12 protein-coding genes and 2 tRNA genes are annotated in these 16,668 nt (G+C 74.1%); 7 read left to right on the top strand and 7 right to left on the bottom strand.

All coding sequences use genetic code 11. The features are described from left to right. Window positions 1-186 precede the first annotated feature (186 nt). The 3 genes from ACIRS1_RS17660 to snpA (ACIRS1_RS17670) form a co-directional block, all read right to left on the bottom strand. On the bottom strand, window positions 187-846 hold the full coding sequence (locus ACIRS1_RS17660) for a pentapeptide repeat-containing protein (protein WP_360209337.1): 660 nt from the start codon (window positions 844-846) through the stop codon (window positions 187-189). A 271-nt stretch (window positions 847-1,117) separates the two neighbouring features. Beyond that, window positions 1,118-1,741, bottom strand: coding sequence for a snapalysin (gene snpA, locus ACIRS1_RS17665; RefSeq protein ID WP_360209339.1), 624 nt, complete (start codon window positions 1,739-1,741; stop codon window positions 1,118-1,120). A gap of 343 nt (window positions 1,742-2,084) precedes the next feature. Continuing rightward, window positions 2,085-2,735 carry a snapalysin gene (snpA, locus tag ACIRS1_RS17670; RefSeq protein WP_402840568.1) on the bottom strand — a complete coding sequence of 217 codons (651 nt, stop codon included), beginning with the start codon at window positions 2,733-2,735 and terminating at the stop codon, window positions 2,085-2,087. 244 nt (window positions 2,736-2,979) lie between these two features. Here snpA (ACIRS1_RS17670) and ACIRS1_RS17675 point away from each other — a divergent pair, with 244 nt between their 5' ends. Further along, a complete protein-coding gene (locus tag ACIRS1_RS17675) occupies window positions 2,980-3,954 on the top strand; it encodes a LysR family transcriptional regulator (RefSeq protein WP_360209345.1) in 975 nt (324 codons plus the stop codon). Between the two features lie 91 nt (window positions 3,955-4,045). Here ACIRS1_RS17675 and ACIRS1_RS17680 read toward each other — a convergent pair whose 3' ends face one another. After that, window positions 4,046-5,236: a low temperature requirement protein A gene (locus ACIRS1_RS17680; RefSeq protein WP_402840571.1), complete on the bottom strand. Its 1,191-nt coding sequence runs from the start codon at window positions 5,234-5,236 to the stop codon at window positions 4,046-4,048. 449 nt (window positions 5,237-5,685) lie between these two features. After that, complete coding sequence (locus ACIRS1_RS17685) at window positions 5,686-7,389, bottom strand: ABC transporter family substrate-binding protein (protein WP_402840574.1); 1,704 nt, start codon at window positions 7,387-7,389, stop codon at window positions 5,686-5,688. A gap of 325 nt (window positions 7,390-7,714) precedes the next feature. Here ACIRS1_RS17685 and ACIRS1_RS17690 point away from each other — a divergent pair, with 325 nt between their 5' ends. The 4 genes from ACIRS1_RS17690 (at window position 7,715) to ACIRS1_RS17705 (ending at window position 11,944) form a co-directional block, all read left to right on the top strand. Next, on the top strand, window positions 7,715-8,695 hold the full coding sequence (locus ACIRS1_RS17690; protein ID WP_360209354.1) for an ABC transporter permease: 981 nt from the start codon (window positions 7,715-7,717) through the stop codon (window positions 8,693-8,695). A gap of 16 nt (window positions 8,696-8,711) precedes the next feature. Then, window positions 8,712-9,647, top strand: coding sequence for an ABC transporter permease (locus ACIRS1_RS17695; RefSeq protein WP_402840578.1), 936 nt, complete (start codon window positions 8,712-8,714; stop codon window positions 9,645-9,647). Further along, window positions 9,644-11,773, top strand: coding sequence for a dipeptide ABC transporter ATP-binding protein (locus ACIRS1_RS17700; RefSeq protein ID WP_402840579.1), 2,130 nt, complete (start codon window positions 9,644-9,646; stop codon window positions 11,771-11,773). Before ACIRS1_RS17695 ends, ACIRS1_RS17700 begins: the two co-directional genes overlap by 4 nt. 97 nt (window positions 11,774-11,870) lie before the next feature. Further along, window positions 11,871-11,944 (top strand) — tRNA-Lys (locus ACIRS1_RS17705). Between the two features lie 80 nt (window positions 11,945-12,024). Here ACIRS1_RS17705 and ACIRS1_RS17710 read toward each other — a convergent pair. Together ACIRS1_RS17710 and ACIRS1_RS17715 are read right to left on the bottom strand one after the other, a co-directional pair. Further along, entirely contained in the window at window positions 12,025-12,906 is an 882-nt protein-coding gene (locus ACIRS1_RS17710; protein WP_402840582.1) for an alpha/beta fold hydrolase, read from the bottom strand. Then, window positions 12,903-13,721, bottom strand: a complete 819-nt coding sequence (locus ACIRS1_RS17715; RefSeq protein ID WP_402840791.1) for a DUF998 domain-containing protein — start codon at window positions 13,719-13,721, stop codon at window positions 12,903-12,905. Before ACIRS1_RS17715 ends, ACIRS1_RS17710 begins: the two co-directional genes overlap by 4 nt. Window positions 13,722-13,896: 175 nt before the next feature. Between ACIRS1_RS17715 and ACIRS1_RS17720 the strand changes: the two genes are divergently transcribed. After that, window positions 13,897-13,970, top strand: a tRNA-Lys gene (locus tag ACIRS1_RS17720). Window positions 13,971-14,192: 222 nt separating this feature from the next. Continuing rightward, entirely contained in the window at window positions 14,193-16,637 is a 2,445-nt protein-coding gene (locus ACIRS1_RS17725; RefSeq protein WP_402840584.1) for a transglycosylase domain-containing protein, read from the top strand. The last annotated feature ends 31 nt before the right edge of the window (window positions 16,638-16,668 follow it).

The raw sequence follows: 16,668 nt of genomic DNA on the forward strand, positions 1-16,668 counted from the left end.
ACACAAGTCGGGGCTCATCGATCGCGCAGCATCTTCCACCGCGGCCCGAGCGGCCCACCAGATGCCCGCGGCAGGGTTGGTGGACTGTTCGTCCGGCCGTCACCGAACGACGGCGGGCTGAACGGGCGGCGGAAACCCCGGGGAGGGACGGCGGGGGCCGGGGCCGGAGGGACGGCGGGGCCGGGGTCAGCGGTCCCGCACCGTGATCCCCAGGGCGTGGGCGAACTGCGGCGCCAGCTCCAGCAGCTGGGTGGAACTGATGACCGCCCCGCGCAGACCCTCGTGGCCGTCCGCCAGGCCGAGCCGGGCGGCGTCGCGCAGGTCGGCCCCGCTCAGGGTGGCGCCGCGCAGCCGGACCTCCTCCAGCGTCGAGCCGGGGAAGGAGACCTCCGTCAGCCTGGCCCCGCCGAAGTCCACGTCGCGCAGCAGGCAGTCCTCGAAGACGACGTCCCGCAGGACAGCGGCCCGCAGGTTGACCGCCTCCAGCTTGCAGCCCCGGAACACCACCCGGCGCAGCGCCGAGCCGTGCGCGGCCACCCCGGCGAGCACCCCGCCCAGGACGGCGGTGTCCTGCCACTCGGAGTCGCTCAGGTCGCAGGCCACCCAGCGGCCGGCCTGCACCCAGACCTCGTTGAACCGGGCCTGGCGCAGCTTGACCCCGCTGAGCGCGACCCCGGTGAAGGCGCACTCCAGGAAGGCCGCCCCGGCGGCCGACTCGTCGGTGTGCTCGCCACCGTCGAAGTGCACGGTGTCGTAGTGCTCGTCGCTGCGCAGCGCCCCCGTGTGCGGGCTGAGCAGCTCCGCGTAGGGCAGGTCGGCGAGCTGGTCGGGGACGGAGCGCGGCATGGCGGGCACCTCACGGTCGGGCGGCACGGACGACCGGAGCGGTCGGCGCCGGCCGGAGCCGTCGCGGCGGTCGGACGGATCTCGTCCGCATGCTCGCACGCGGCACCGACAACGCCCCGGAGCACGCCGGGCGCCCGGCCCGGGCGACGCGCGGGACCGCGACGCCGGCCGCGCCGTCGGGCAGGAGACGGGCAGGAGACGGGCCGTGACGCGCGGGCGCCCCGGCCCGGCCGCTGCGGACGGCGGCCGGGCCGGGGCGGTCACCGGGGGATCAGCCGCGCGCCCAGAGGGAGTTGACGCGGCTGCGCTCGGTGCTGTTCGGGTAGGGGTTGGTGCAGGAGGTGCCGGGGCCGCCACCGGACATCAGCTCGCTGCACGGGCCCGAGTAGTGGTCCGGCAGGCCGAGCACGTGCCCGGTCTCGTGCGCGGTCACCCGCACCGAGTTGTACTGCCGGTTCTGCTGGTAGTCGAGGAAGATGTAGCCGCGCCCGTGGCCGTCGGTGCTGGCGTAGGAGCCGCGGCTGTCGTTGCCCTCGTAGTAGCGGAAGTCGGCGGCCGAGCCGGAGCGCAGCTGGACGTTGCTGACCGAGCTGTTCCAGATCTGTGCGGCCTGGGAGATCTGGTTCCGGAAGCTCGGCGCCGAGCTGGCGTCGTAGGTGACGACCACGGTGGCCAGGTTCGGGTTGGCGGCCTGCTTGGCCTTGGCGGAGGCCATCACGGCCTGGAAGAACGCCTGGTTGTCCGCGGTCTCGGCGGCCGAGCCGGCGTACGTCGAGGCGGTGTAGCCCTGGACGGCCGCGGCGGGGGTGGCGGCGGCCGCGGCGGTGGTGGGCAGCACGGCGAGGCCGGCGGCGAGGGCGAGGCCCAGGGTGGCGGACAGCACGGATCGCTTCATGTGGGGGCTCCGATTCCGGTGGTGTCCGGCCGGGTTGGGGGCCGGCTTGGGGGGACACCTGGTCAGCGGGTGATGTCCCAGAGCTTCGGGCAGCCCGGCGGGCGGGCGGATGATGTCAACCGGTGATAGCCCGACCCAATACCCCTTCGGGCGGCGGGATTTGGAACGTCCTTTTCCTCGCCTTGACCCGCGCGTGCCCCTGGCTTTCGGTTCCGCCGGGGGCTAGGCTCGGCGCGGGGAAGTAACCGAAGCGGCGGGCCGCCCGATTCCGGCCGGGCGGCCCGCTGCTCCCGAGGCCGGCGCCGACTCGGCTGCCGGGGCGCGTGTTCGCCGGCGGTGGCGGTCAGTTCGCGGGCGCGACGCCGTTCGCCCAGAGGGCGTCGACCTGGCCGCGCTCGTTGCCGTCGGGGTAGGGATTGGTGCAGGACGGGCCGGGGCCGCCGCCGGACATCAACTCGCTGCACGGGCCCGAGTAGTCGTCGGGCAGGCCGAGCACGTGACCGGTCTCGTGCGCGGTGACGCGGAGCGAGTCGTACTCCTGGTTCTGCTGGTAGTCGAGGAAGACGTAGCCGTGGCCGTGGCCGTCGGTGCTGGCGTAGGAGCCGCGGCTGTCGCTGCCCTCGTAGTAGGAGAAGTCGCCGCCACCGCCGGTCTCCTGGAGCTGGACGTTGCGCACCGAGCTGTTCCAGATCTGCGCGGCCTGGGCTATCTGGCCGGTGAAGGAGGGCGCGTTGGCGGTGTCGTAGGTGACGGTGACGGTCTGCAGCCACGGGTTGGCGGCGCGTTTGGCCCGGACGGAGGCCGTCACGGCCCGGAAGAACGCCTGGTTGTCCGCGGCCTCGGCGGCCGAACCGGCGTACGCCGGGGCGGTGTAGCCCTGGACGGCCGCGGCGGGCGGGGCGGTGGCGGGTGCGGCGACGGCGGTGGCGGGCAGGCCGGCGAGGCCCGCGGCGAGGGCCAGGCCGAGGGCGGCGGACAGCACGGATCGATTCATGTGGGGGCTCCGGATTCGCGGTGCGCCGACCGCCGGACCGGTGGGGGCCGGACGCGGCGGCGGCGGACGGTGGGGCGCCCCGACCGGGGCCGGGGCGGATTCGCTGCACCCGAGCTTCGACCCGTCCGCGCCCGGCGCGGATGATGTCAACCGGCGATAGCGCGGCCGCATACCGCCGGTCCCCGCCGCTTGACCCTCTGTCATGTCCTTGGCGAGAAAGGCCGTCGACGTCTATGCTCCCCGGGTGGAGCTCGACGTGAGACACCTCCGGGTGCTGTGCGCGGTCGCCGACGCCGGCAGCCTCCGCAAGGCCGCGCTCCAACTCGGCATGACCCAGCCCTCCCTCACCACCCAGCTGCACCGCATCGAACGGGCCGTCGGCGGTGCCCTGTTCACCCGCGAGCAGACCGGCAGCCGGCCCACCGCGCTCGGCCACTCGGTGCTGTCCCGGGCCCGGCCGGTGATCGCCGAGATGGCCGCCCTGGTCGCCGCCGCCCGCCAGGAGGCCCGCGACGCGGCCGGGCCCGGGCGGCAGCGGCGGCTGCGCATCGGCAGCGTGGGCAGCCGGGCGGTCGCCGCCTGGCTGCGCCGGGTCCACGAACGGCTTCCGGAGACCGACACCACCATCCACGTCGACGTCTCCGCCAGCGCGCTGCTGCGGCTGGTCGCCGCCGACCAGCTGGACGTGGCCTTCGTGAACGAGAGCGAGGGCTTCCCGCTGCGGGTGCCGCCGGACGCCGAGCACCGGGTGCTGATGGCCCGGGAGCCGCAGTTCGTCGCGCTCGCCACCGGCCACCCGGCCGCCGCCCGGACGGTCGTCCACCTCGCCGACCTCGCCGAGGACACCTGGATGGTCGACCCGACCGCCGACCACGAGTACGCGGCGATGCGCCGGGTGTTCAGCGAGGCCGGGCTCAACCCCCGGGTCGTCCAGGTCCGGGACAACGCGACCGCCGCCGAACTGGTCGCCTCCGGCGAGGCCGTCCGGCCGTGCCAGCCGACCTCCGCCCCCGGGCCGGGCACCGTGGTGCGCCCCGTGCACGGGGACCCGCTGGCCGTCCGGCTGCTGTTCACCTGGCGGGCGCGCTCGCTCAGCCCACCCGCCCTGGACACGCTGTACGACGAACTGCGCGCCGCCTACCTGGACCTGGCCAGGGTCAACCCGGCGTACCTGGACTGGCTGGCCCGGCACGAGCCGGTCCTGCTGGAGTGCGCCTGACCGGACCGGCCGGGTCCCGCCGGAGCGCCCGACCCGGCCGGTCCCGCCCCGCCCGGCCCGGCCCGGTGCGGCCGGCCTCCCGGCGGCGCGGTCAGCCCTCGCGGGTGTGCAGCACCACCCCGACCGCCACGGTCAGCGCGCAGACCAGGCCCGCCGCGAGCACCCCGGAGCCGCCGAGCGCGGTGCAGGCCAGCACCAGCACCGCCCCCGCCGGGGCGAGCGCCTGCGCCAGGCCGGTCTTGGTGTGCCGGGAGTGCAGCAGCCAGACGGTGAACAGGTAGAGCGCGGTGGGCACGGTGACGGTCGCGGTGGCCGCCGTCGCCGAGATCTCCGCCTTGTGCACGGCCGACTCCACCGCCACCTCCAGCCCGGTGCCGATCGCGGCGGCCGCGCCGAACACCAGGTAGTGGCCGTAGCCCCAGGCGAAGGCCTGCCGGTTGGAGCGCAGGTGCTCGTGCACCGACCGGGCGAAGTAGATCCACCAGGCGGAGAAGCAGATCAGCAGGCCGCCGGCCGCCACCGGCAGCAGCCGGCCCAGCCCCTCGTGCTCGTCCACCGCCGACTGCACCGCGATGGTCGCCGCCGCCACCGTCTCGCCGAGCACGATCAGGGTGAACAGCCCGTACCGCTCGGCGATGTGGTGCGGGTGCCAGGTGGTCTGCATCCGCAGCTCGGCCACCACCGGCACGGCCAGTTCGGCCAGCACGCCGATCGGGATGACGTACGGCCGGGCGGCGTCCGGCAGGAAGAGCAGCACCACCCAGGCGATCTGGCACAGCGTGATCCCCAGCGCGTACCGCAGTGCGACCCGCCTCGCCTCGCCCTGCTCGCTGGCCGCCGCGCGCAGCCACTGGGTGACCATCGCCAGGCGCATCACCACGTACCCGGTGACCGCCAGCGTCAGGTCCTGGGTGGCGAACAGGCGCGGCACCCCGGCCGCGAGGATCAGCACGCCGGCGATCTGCACCAGCGTGGTGAGCCGGTACGGCACGTCGTCGCAGTCGTACGCGGAGGCGAACCAGGTGAAGTTCATCCAGGCCCACCAGATCGCGAAGAAGGCGAGGACGTAGCCGCGCAGGCCCTCGCCGTAGTGGCCGGCCGCCAGGTCGTGGGCGAGCTCGCGCCCGGCCTGCCCGACCGCGACCACGAAGCAGAGGTCGAAGAAGAGCTCCAGCGGGGTGGCGACCCGGTGCGGCTCGTTGCGGTCGCGCGGGACCATCCGGCGCACCGGGCGCGGATCGGCGGGACGCGGGTGGGGGGCTGCGGCGGAATCGCTGGCCATCGGTGCTGCTCCGGGGTGGGAGGGGCGGGCTCTCCCGCGCATCCTGGCAGCGGCCCGGGCCCGGCGCACGCACCGGCGCGACGGGTCCGGCCGTTCGTACACCTGGGCACGATGCGCCAGTTCGCCCCTTTTTTCCTTGCCGTCAGCCGTAGTTGACGTCCGGGTGCGCGAACCGGGTGACAGCGCGACGGGTTTCCGGGCGCGCCCGCGCGCTGCGCGCGCGACCCGCCGGACCGTCCGGCTAGATTCGTCCCCGGTTGGAAGAGCGCGGGCCCTGCGGGGCCCCACGACACGGGCGGCCTGCGGGCAACGCGGAAGGTCAAGGCCGGTGGCAGGACAGCGGGGGCGGCGCAGCCGACCCAGCCGTGTCCGCACCACCGGCCTCGTGATCACCGCGCTGCTCGCCAGCGCCTGCCGTGCGGCCGGTGCCGCCGCACCCGCGACGGGGGCTACTTCTCCCAGCCGACCTTGGCGTAGTCCTCCCCCGCGAGCCCGAAGGCGCCGTAGTTGGCGAGGCCCTTGCGCGTCGCCAGCACCACCGGCCGCTGGTAGAGCTCGACGGTGTGGCCGAGCTCCCAGATCTTCGCGTCCGCCTGGTTGTACAGCTTCGCGGCCTCCGCCGCGTCGACCGTCCCGGCCGCCTTCTTCAGCAGGCCGTCGATCTCCTGACTGCCCAGCCGGGACGGGTTGTTGAAGGTGTTGTCGCCCACCGGCAGGCGGAAGTTGGGCAGGCTCTTGGAGAGCGGGAAGGAGTCGGTGTTGCGCCAGCTCGCGATCTCGAACTTGCCCGGGTTCACGTACTTGGTGAAGAAGTCGTTGGACGGCACCTTGTCCAGGTCGACCTTGACGCCGGCCGCCTGCCACATCGCCGCCGCCGCGGTGGCCAGGTCGATCTGGGCCTGCGGGGTGGCGTCGTTGACCACCCAGTGCAGCTCCAGCGGCTTGCCGTCCCGGGTGCGCGGCTGACCGCTGCCGGCGTCCTTCCAGCCGGCCTCGTCCAGCAGCTTCCTGGCCGCGGCGAGGTCGAACCTGGCCCACTCGCCGGAGTTGTCCTGGTAGCCGGCCTGGTTGGGCATGAGGATGTGGTTGCCGAGCGGCTTGAACTCCACCGGCACCCCGTTGTTGGCGATCTTGATCAACGCGGACCGGTCGAGCGCCTTGCCGAGCGCCTGGCGGACCTTCTGGTCGGCCAGCGCGCCGCCGCCGCCGAAGGATATGTGCACCTCGTCCCACGGGCTCGCGCTGCGGATCACGGTGTCCTTGGCGTCCTTGAGCTGCCCGTACGCGGTCGCGGTGCCGGCCGTGGCGAGGTCGATCTCGTTGTTGAGGTACGCCTGGGTGGTCGCCGACTGGGACATCACCCGGAAGGTGATCCGGTCGAGCTTGGCCCGGGTGCCCCACCAGGCCGGGTCCGGGACGAGGGTCAGGGTCTGCGCGGTCTTGTCCGCCGACCCGACCTTCAGCGCGCCGGCGGTGATCGGGATCCTGTCCACCCAGCCCTTGTTGAAGTCGTCCGGGGTGGCGATGCCGGCCGCCGGGATCAGCGGGCGGAACAGGTTCTGCCAGTCCGCGTACGGCTCCGAGAAGGTCACCTTCACCTCGGACGGGTCCGCGCCCTGCTCGACGGCGGAGATCTGCTCGTAGCCGGAGGGGTCGGAGATGTTGTACGCCGGGTCCTTGCCGTTGCTGGTCTGCCAGTCCGCCTTGAAGTCCAGGTAGCTCAGCGGCTTCCCGTCCGACCACTTGGCCTTGGGGTTGAGCTTGTAGGTGATCACCTGCGGCGAGGTCGAGGTGACCTTGGCATCCAGCAGGTAGTCGGTGTTCGGCAGGAAGCTGCCGGAGGGGTCGGTGTTGAACAGCGACGGCTCCAGCGCGCGCATGATCGAGACCGCGTCGCCGTAGGTGCCGTCCACCTGGAACGGGTTCCACTGGCTGATCCACTGGTAGAGCGGCAGGCGCAGCTCGCCGCCGTCCTTGACCTGGTCCAGCGGCTTGGCGTTGATGTCCTGGGAGTCCTGTCTCGGCGGCTCGCTCTTGGCCACGGTGTCGGCCGACCCGCCCCCGCCCGAGGTGCACGCGGTGACCGCCAGCGCGACGGCGGCCGCGAGGGCGGTGGCCCGGCCGAGACGGCGGGCCGTGGTGGAAGCGTCCATGGGAGTCCCCCTGGTGAGTTCTTCTGAGTTCTTCAGAGCGGGAGTTGGGCCGCGCGAGGTGTGGCGGGGCTTGAGCGTGGGCAGCCAATTCGGCACCGGGCCAGCAGAACGTAACAGCGGATCAGATCCGCCACCAGGGGGAGGAACGCACACCTGATCCAGACGTCACACGCGGCAACACCACCGCAACACCCCGGCCGTGCGCCGGTGCAAGACTCTGACCTGCTGTTTCCCAGAGGGCCCGGAACGGGCCTCCGACCGAAGGCCACCACCCGATGCCCACCAGACGCGTCGGCCCCGCCCCCGCCACCCCGGGCGGACGCTGATGCTCCGTTACCTGGCGAAGCGGCTGAGCTACTACGCCGTGCTCCTGATCGCCGCCGTGTTCCTGGCGTACGCGATATCCGCGACCGCCCTGCAACCGCGCACCTACTTCGACGCCAAGGTCCCGCGCCCCGCCGCCGAGTCGGTGGAGCGCCAGCTCACCGCGCTCAACCTGAACGACCGCACGCCGGTCGTCGAACGCTTCGGCCACTGGGCCGGCGGCCTGCTCCGGGGCGACCTCGGCCGGACCATCCACGACACCCCGGTCACCGACGACTTCGGCCGCCGGGTCTGGGTCTCGCTGCGCCTGCTGCTGGTCGGCAGCCTGCTCGGCATGCTCCTCGGCGTCGCCGTCGGGGCGTGGGGCGCCGTCCGGCAGTACCGGTTCTCCGACCGGCTGCTCACCGTGACCTCCTTCGTCCTGCTCTCGACCCCCGTCTTCCTGGTCGCCCTGTTCCTCAAGAACGGCGCCATCGCCGCCAAGGACGCGGCCGGCCACGACGTCGTCCCGTTCACCGGCTACGAGACCCCCGGGCTGACCGGCGGACTCGGCGCCCACCTCGCCGACTGGGCGCTGCACCTGCTGCTGCCCACCGTCTCGCTCGCCCTCGGCGGCCTCGCCACCTACAGCCGCTACCAGCGCGGCACCATGCTCGACGTGCTCGGCTCCGACTACCTGCGCACCGCCGAGGCCAAGGGCCTCACCCGGCGCCGGGCGCTGCTCAAGCACGGGCTGCGGACCGCCGTGATCCCGATGTCGACGATGTTCGCCTACAGCTTCCTGGGCGTCTTCACCGGCGCGATCTTCACCGAGACCATCTTCGGCTGGCACGGCATGGGCGAATGGCTGATCCAGTCCATCAACGAACAGGACGTCAACTCCGTGGTGGCGGTCAACCTGTTCACCGCCGTGGTCGTCCTCGCCTCCGGCTTCCTCGCCGACACCCTGCACGCCGCCCTCGACCCGCGCGTGCGGTCCTGACCGGAGGTGACCTGACGTGACCACCATCGCCGCGGAGCCGGCCGCGCCCGCCCCCGCCCCCGCGCCGCGGACCACCGGCCGCGGGCGGCTCGTCCTCACCCGGCTGCTCGCCGCCCGCGGAGCCCTCGCCGGAGCCGTCGTCGTCCTGCTGCTGTTCGTGCTCGCCTTCGGCGGGCCGTACCTCACGCCCTGGGACTACGCCACCCCCGACTTCACCGCGCTGCACCGACCCCCCTCCGCCGAGCACTGGTTCGGCACCAACGGGATCGGCCAGGACGTGTTCGCGCAGACCGTCCGGGGCCTGCAGAAGTCCCTGGTGATCGGCCTGCTGGTGGCGCTGTTCTCCACCGTGCTGGCCTCCCTGGTCGGCGCCTGCGCCGGCTACTTCGGCGGCTGGACCGACCGGGTGCTGATGTTCCTGGTGGACCTCCTGCTGGTCTTCCCGAGCTTCCTGATCATCACCGTCGTCTCGCCCCGGCTGCGCAGCGCCGGCTGGATCGCCTTCGTGCTGCTGCTCGCCCTGTTCAACTGGATGATCACCGCCCGGGTGGTCCGCTCGATGACCATCTCCCTGCGCGAGCGCGAGTTCGTCCGCGCCGCACGGTTCATGGGCGTCCGGCCGCTGCGGATCATCACCCGGCACGTCCTGCCGAACGTCGCCTCCTTCCTCATCATCGACGCGACCATCGCCGTCGGCGGCGCCGTGATGAGCGAGACCGCGCTCTCCTACTTCGGGTTCGGCGTCAAACCGCCGGACGTCTCGCTCGGCACCCTGCTCGCCGCCGGCACCAGCGAGGCCCCGGTCTTCCCCTGGATGTTCTACTTCGCCGCCGGACTGCTGGTGCTGTTCGTCCTCGCCGTCAACCTGATCGGCGACGGGCTGCGCGACGCCCTCGACCCCACCGCCGGGAGCGCGCCCCGCCGCCGCTCCGCCCGTAGGAAGCGCCCGTGACCACCACCGTCGACACCCCCCTGCTCGCCGTCCGGGACCTCCGGGTGGACTTCGCCGGGCCGCACGGCCCGGTCCCCGCCGTCCGCGGGGTGGACCTCACGCTGCGGCGCGGCGAGACCCTCGGCATCGTCGGCGAGTCCGGCTCCGGCAAGTCCGTCACCGCGCTGTCCGTGCTCGGCCTGCTGCCCGGTACCGCCGAACTCCGCGGCTCGGTGCGACTGGACGGGCGGGAGCTGGTCGGACTGCCCGGCCGGGAGCTCGCCGCGATCCGCGGCCGCCGGGTCGCGATGGTCTTCCAGGACCCGCTGTCCGCCTTCACCCCGGTCTACCGGATCGGCGACCAGATCGCCGAGGCGGTCCGCATCCACCAGCGGGTCGACCGGGCCGCCGCCCGCCGCCGGGCCGCCGAACTCCTCGAACTGGTGGGGATCCCCGACCCCGGACGGGCCCTGGACAGCTTCCCGCACGAGTTCTCCGGCGGCATGCGCCAGCGCGCCATGATCGCCATGGCGATCGCCAACGACCCCGACGTCCTGCTCGCCGACGAACCCACCACCGCCCTGGACGTCACCATCCAGGCCCAGGTGCTGGACGTGCTGCGCACCGCGCGGCGGGAGACCGGCGCGGCCCTGGTCCTGGTCAGCCACGACCTCGGGGTGATCGCCGGCATGGCCGACCGGGTCGCGGTGATGTACGCGGGCCGGGTGGTCGAGTCGGCGGGGGTGGACGAGCTGTTCACGGCCCCTCAGCACCCCTACACCCTCGGGCTGATCGGTGCGGTGCCCCGGCTGGACGGGCGCAGCGGCGCCCTCGTGCCGATCCCCGGCACCCCCGCGCCGATGGCCGACCTGCCGCCGGGCTGCCCGTTCGCCGCCCGCTGCCCGATGGCCGAGGAGCGCTGCACGACCGCGGAGCCGCCGCTGACCGGGGGCGGAGCCGGGGACGGGGACGGGGAGCACCTGGCGGCCTGCGTGCGCTCGGCGGAGCTGGCCGGGCGCCGGCCCGCACCCGCCGAGGTCTACCCGGTGCCGGCGCTGCCGCCGGCCGCCGCCGCCCCGGCGGACCGCGGCTCGCGGGCCCCGGTGCTCTCGGTCAGCGGCCTCGGAAAGACCTTTCCCCTCCTCAAGGGGACGGTGTTCAAGCGCCGGGTCGGCGAGGTCTACGCGGTCGACGGCGTCGACCTCGACCTGCGGGAGGGCGAGACCCTCGGCCTGGTCGGCGAGTCCGGCTCCGGCAAGTCCACCACCCTGTTCGAACTGCTGAACCTCGCCGCCCCGGAGACCGGCCGGATCGAGGTGCTCGGCCGCGACACGGCCGAGCTCACCCGGGCCGAGGCCCACCGGCTCCGCGCCGAACTGCAGATCGTCTTCCAGGACCCGATGGCCAGCCTCGACCCCCGGATGCCGATCGGCGACATCGTCGCCGAGCCGCTGCGCGCCCAGCACGCCGCCGCCGGCGAGATCGCCCGCCGGGTGCCCGAGCTGCTGCGCCAGGTCGGCCTCGACCCGGCGCACGCCGTCCGCTACCCGCACCAGTTCTCCGGCGGGCAGCGCCAACGCGTCTCCATCGCCCGGGCCCTGGCCGTCCGGCCGAAGCTCCTGGTGCTGGACGAACCGGTCTCCGCACTGGACGTCTCCATCCAGGCCGGGGTGCTCAACCTCCTCCAGTCGCTCAAGGCCGAGCTCGGCCTCTCCTACCTGTTCGTCTCCCACGACCTCTCGGTGATCCGGCACCTCGCCGACCGGGTCAGCGTCATGTACCTCGGACGGACCGTCGAACAGGGCGAGGTCTCCGCCGTCTTCGAACGCCCCCGGCACCCCTACACCCGGGCCCTGCTCTCCGCCGTCCCGCTGCCCGACCCGGCCGCCGAACGCGCCCGGGAGCGCATCCTGCTCGCCGGGGACCCTCCTTCCCCCACCGAGCGCCGCACGGGCTGCGCCTTCCGGACCCGCTGCCCGGTGTACGCCGGGCTCACCGGCTCCGCCGAGCGGGCGCGGTGCGAGCAGGAGCGGCCGGGCCTCGGGGACGGGCCGGGCCTCGGGGACGGGCCGGGCCTCGGGGAGCGGCCGGGGGCTGCGGCCGGGGCGTCGGACCACCAGGCGGCGTGCCACTTCCCGGCGGCGTAGGCCGGCCGGGCCGACCGCGGATCGTCACGGTGGGTGACCACTCGAAAGCGATTCGGCGGATCGGCCCGGCGCCGTGTAATGTTCTCCAGGTCAGCAGGCGCCGCTAGCTCAGTTGGTTAGAGCAGCTGACTCTTAATCAGCGGGTCCGGGGTTCGAGTCCCTGGCGGCGCACATGGCAAGGTCTCAGGCCGTCCACTCCGGTGGGCGGCCTGAGGCGTTTCCGGGCCGGGTGGCACCGGAGCCCCGGGGCGTCAGCCGGTGTCGAGGACGGCCGAGGCCACCGCGTCCGGGCGGTCGAACATCACCAGGTGTCCGGCGGGGGCGGTGGGGCGGTAGTCGGCCCCGAGCAGCGCTGCCAGCTCCCGCTGCCCGGCCAGCCAGGCCTCCGTCCGGCGGGTCCGGCACCCGTCGTCGGCGGCCAGCACCGTGACCGGCAGCCCCTCGGGCAACGGCCGGGCGGCACGCAGCACGTCCAGTTCGGCGGCCATGTCGAGGTAGCTCGTGTTCTCCCGGAGCAGGGCGCGCAGCGACCGGCCCGTGCGGTAGCAGCGCCGGACCAGCGGCGGCGGGGCGAGGTCCTCGCGGCGGACGGTGCAGAGCCGGGCCACCGCCCGGCGGGCGGCCGGACCGAACAGGTACGGCACGGCCACGGCGGTGGCGGCCCCGGCGAGCGCCCTGGCCGCCAGGTCGCGGGCGGCGGGGGCCGGGTACGGCCGGGCCGCCGGCTCGACGCTGCCGTCGACCAGGACCAGCCCGGCGGCCCGGTCCGGGTGCACCCGGGCGAACGCCTCGACGTGGAAGGCGGCCAGCGAGTGGCCCACGGCGGTGCAGGGGCCGGCCAGCCCGAGCCCGTCCAGCACCGCGCGGATCCGCTCGGCCTCGCCGGCCAGCGTCGGCACGGGCCGCCCCGCGGCGGGCTCCGGAGCGCTCAGCCCGTAACCGGGACGGTCGAAGCGGACGACGGTGCGGTACGGCGTGAGGAAGGGCACGACGAGGTCCCAGTCGAACCAGCTGCTGCCGAGGCCGCCGGTGAGCAGGCAGACCGGGCCGCCGCCCTCGACGCGGACGTGCAGCGGGACGCCGTCCACGCGCAGGAAGCGCGCCCGGGTGCGGGGGGCGGCGGGTGCGGTCATGTGGGGCCCCGGCCCCCGGGCCGACCGGCCCGCCGGTCCGCGCCGGGCTCAGGTGTCGCCGCCGCCCCGGGTGCCCGGTTCGCCGCCGCGCCGACCGTCACGTCGCCCGTCGCCCCGACCCTCGCGTTCTCCGCCGCACCGTCCGGGCGGGCCAGGCCGCGGGCCAGCACGGCCAGCCAGCACGCGACCAACAGCACCTGGAGCCGCTGCCCGGCCCCGAGCGCCCAGGTGCCGCGACCGGCCTCGAAGGCGGCGATCGCGGCGAGGCTCCAGCCGGTGGCGAGCAGCTCGGCGCCGAGCAGCCACGGCCCGGCCCTGCGCACCGGCGGCCACCACCCGTACCGGCGGGCGGCGAGGGTGAGCACGGCCATTCCGGTGAGCGCGCCGAGCATGGCCAGGCTGCTGGTGACGGCGTGCGCGGTGTGGGTCGCCGGGACGAGCCCGGCGGTCTCCCGGGCGGCGCACATCTCGTCGCTGGTGGGGGCGCAGCTGAGCGGCAACCGGGAGTCGGCGGCCGTCGCCGCACCGAACAGGGCCAGGGCGGACCAGCCGACCAGGGCCTGTCGGCGCCCCGGGCGGGGAGCGCGGGGCCGGGCCCGGCCTCCGGCGAGCGCGGTGACGGCGGCGGCGAGCACGCTGAGCCCGGCGACCAGGTCGGTGGCCCGGAACAGGCCGCCCAGCGGCTGGTCCTCGGCCGCGAGTTCGCTGATGTAGGCCTGCACCGGGTCGAGTCCGGTGCTCAGCACGACCTCCAGCACCCAGGCCGTGTACGCCACGGCACTGAGCAGCAGCAGCGCGGCGGTCGCCGTCCGCACGTTCGGGTGTCCGGGCTGGGAGCTGGGCACGGTTCCACCCTAACCGGCGGCGAACTGCACCCCAACCGGGCGGAAACGGACACCTCGGCGGCGGCACCGGCGGGGCGCCCGGGCGGCCCCCGGAGGCCGGTTCGAAGCACCCCCCGGAACCGTGTATTGTTTTCCAGGTCAGCAGGCGCCGCTAGCTCAGTTGGTTAGAGCAGCTGACTCTTAATCAGCGGGTCCGGGGTTCGAGTCCCTGGCGGCGCACAGACAGTTGGGGAGCCTCTCGCAACAGCGAGAGGCTCCCCGATTTTTTGGCCCTCGACGTCCGTTTTGCGTGTGATGTCGGTCTCGATTGCCGTTCCGGCGGAGCCATCCGGCCCGCCCGGCTCGTCCTGGGCAGTAAACCGGAATCGGGGCAAAGGTCCCCAACCGTCGATGTCCCCGTCTGTGCAGGCCGGTCCGTCCGCCCGCAGGAAAGGCCGCGCCTTGTCCGAGAACGCCCAGAGCGGCCGTCGCGCGCTGCTGGCCGGCCTCCGGCCGGTCGAGCGCCTCAAGCGCACCGCCCCCGCGCCCGGGGGCAAGAAGCCCCGCCGTCCGAAGCGGACCGGCTGGCGCCGGCTGCTCCCCACCTGGCGGATGAGCCTGCTCGGCCTCGCCGTGGCGCTGCTGCTCGGCGTCGGCCTGTTCGCCCTGGGCGTCGCGCTGGTGAAGGTCCCCGACGCGCACGCCGCCGCCACCGCGCAGAGCAACACCTGGCTCTACGCGGACGGCTCGGTGATCACCCGCACCGGGCAGACCAACCGGCAGAACGTCGGGCTGGACAAGGTGTCCCCCGCCGCGCAGCACGCCGCGCTGGCCGCCGAGGACCGCAACTTCTACCACGAGGGCGCCGTCAACGTGCAGGGCCTGCTCCGGGCCGCGGTCAACACCGCCAAGGGAGAGGGCACCCAGGGCGGCTCCACGATCACCCAGCAGTACGTGAAGAACACGTACCTGAACCAGAAGCAGTCCGTCACCCGCAAGGTGAAGGAGCTGTTCATAGCCATCAAGGTGGACGCCACCGAGAGCAAGGACGAGGTCCTCTCCGGCTACCTGAACACCTCCTACTACGGCCGCGGCGCCTACGGCATCCAGGCCGCCGCCCAGGCGTACTTCGGCGTCGACGCCTCCGCGCTCACCCCCGCCCAGGGCGCCTACCTGGCCACCCTGCTGAACGCGCCGAGCGCCTACGACGTGGCCACCGCGACCCCGGCCGGCAAGCAGAACGCCGTCAACCGCTGGAACTACGTGCTGGACGGCATGGTCAAGGAGGGCTGGCTCTCCGCCGCCGACCGCGCCGCCACCACCTTCCCCGACGTCAGGGACCCGCAGCCCAACCCCGGCCTGTCCGGCCAGTCCGGCTACCTGGTCAACGAGGCCACCCAGTACCTCACCGCCAACCAGATCATCAGCGAGAGCGAGCTGGCCAAGGGCGGCTACACGATCAAGCTGAGCATCGACCCGGGCCGCCAGCAGGCCCTGCAGGACTCCGTCCAGACGCAGCTGCACGACACCCTGAACCCGGACAAGCGGAAGAAGGACGCGGCCGCCCAGGCCGGCGCCGTCTCGGTGGACCCGAAGACCGGGGCGGTCGTCGCCCTCTACGGCGGCGTGGACTACGTCAAGCACTACGTCGACAACGCGACCCGGCGGGACTACCAGGCCGGCTCCACCTTCAAGGCGATCGCCCTGGCCGCCGCGTTCGAGAACGACGCCAAGACCCAGGACGGCCGGACCGTCACCCCGCGCACCGTCTACGACGGCACCAGCGGCCGCAAGGTCCGCGGCGGCAAGGGCACCCCGTACGCGCCGCCGAACGAGGGCGACAAGAGCTACGGCCAGATCTCCCTGCAGCAGGCCACCGACTGGTCGGTCAACTCGGCCTTCGCGCAGCTGGCCCAGGACACCGGGTTGCAGAAGGTCAAGGACACCGGCGTCGCGCTGGGCCTGCCCGGCAACACCCCGGGGCTCGATCCGGTCCCGTCCATCCCGCTGGGTGCGGCCACCCCCAGCGTCCTCGACATGGCCGGCGTGTACGCCACGCTGGACAACGGCGGCAAGCAGATCACCCCGTGGCTGGTCCAGTCGGTCGACCGCGAGGGCGAGGCCGTCCCGCTGCCCGCCCACAAGACCACCCAGGCGATCAGCTCGGACACAGCGAACGAGGTCACCTCGATGCTCCAGGGCGTGGTGAGCGACCCGGGCGGCACCGGCTGGCGGGCCAAGGCGCTCGGGCGCCCGGTGGCCGGCAAGACCGGCACCACCGACGACCAGAAGTCGGTGTGGTTCGTCGGCTACACCCCCGAGCTGGTCACCTCCGTCGCCCTGTTCGGCCAGGAGCCGGGCACCGGCGCGCAGGTCAGCCTGAGCGGCGTCGGCGGGATCGACGGCGCGGCGGGGGGCCAGTACCCGGCGCAGATCTGGACCGGCTACATGAAGGCCGCGCTCAAGGGGCTGCCGGTCTCCGACTTCCCGGACCCGGCCGACGGCGGCGACTCCGCCGACCCCGGCGACCTGCCGACCGCGCCGTTCTCGCCCAGCGCCACGCCGTCGACCGGCACCGGCTCGGGCGCCACCACCGCACCGGGCGCCCAGCCCGGCGACGGGTCCCGGACCGGCTCCGGGAACGGCAACGGCAACGGCTCCGGTGCGTCGACGCCGTCGGGCGGGCCGAACCCGGGCGGCGGTGCCACCACCGCGCCCACCGACCCCGCCACCGGGCAGCCGACCGCGCCGCCGACCACCCAGCCGACGACGAAGCCCACGACCAAGCCCACCACGAGGCCGACGCCGACCACCGGCCCGACCACGGCCCCGACCACCCAGCCGACCACCCAGCCCACCGGCGGGACGGACGCGCTGGCCGGGGCGGGGACGTCCTCCGGTCAGTAGCGGGGGTTCCGGTTCGGGCCCCGAACCCGGG

It is taken from the genome of Kitasatospora sp. NPDC101176, assembly GCF_044768035.1.
In the GTDB taxonomy this organism is placed as follows: Bacteria; Actinomycetota; Actinomycetes; order Streptomycetales; family Streptomycetaceae; genus Kitasatospora.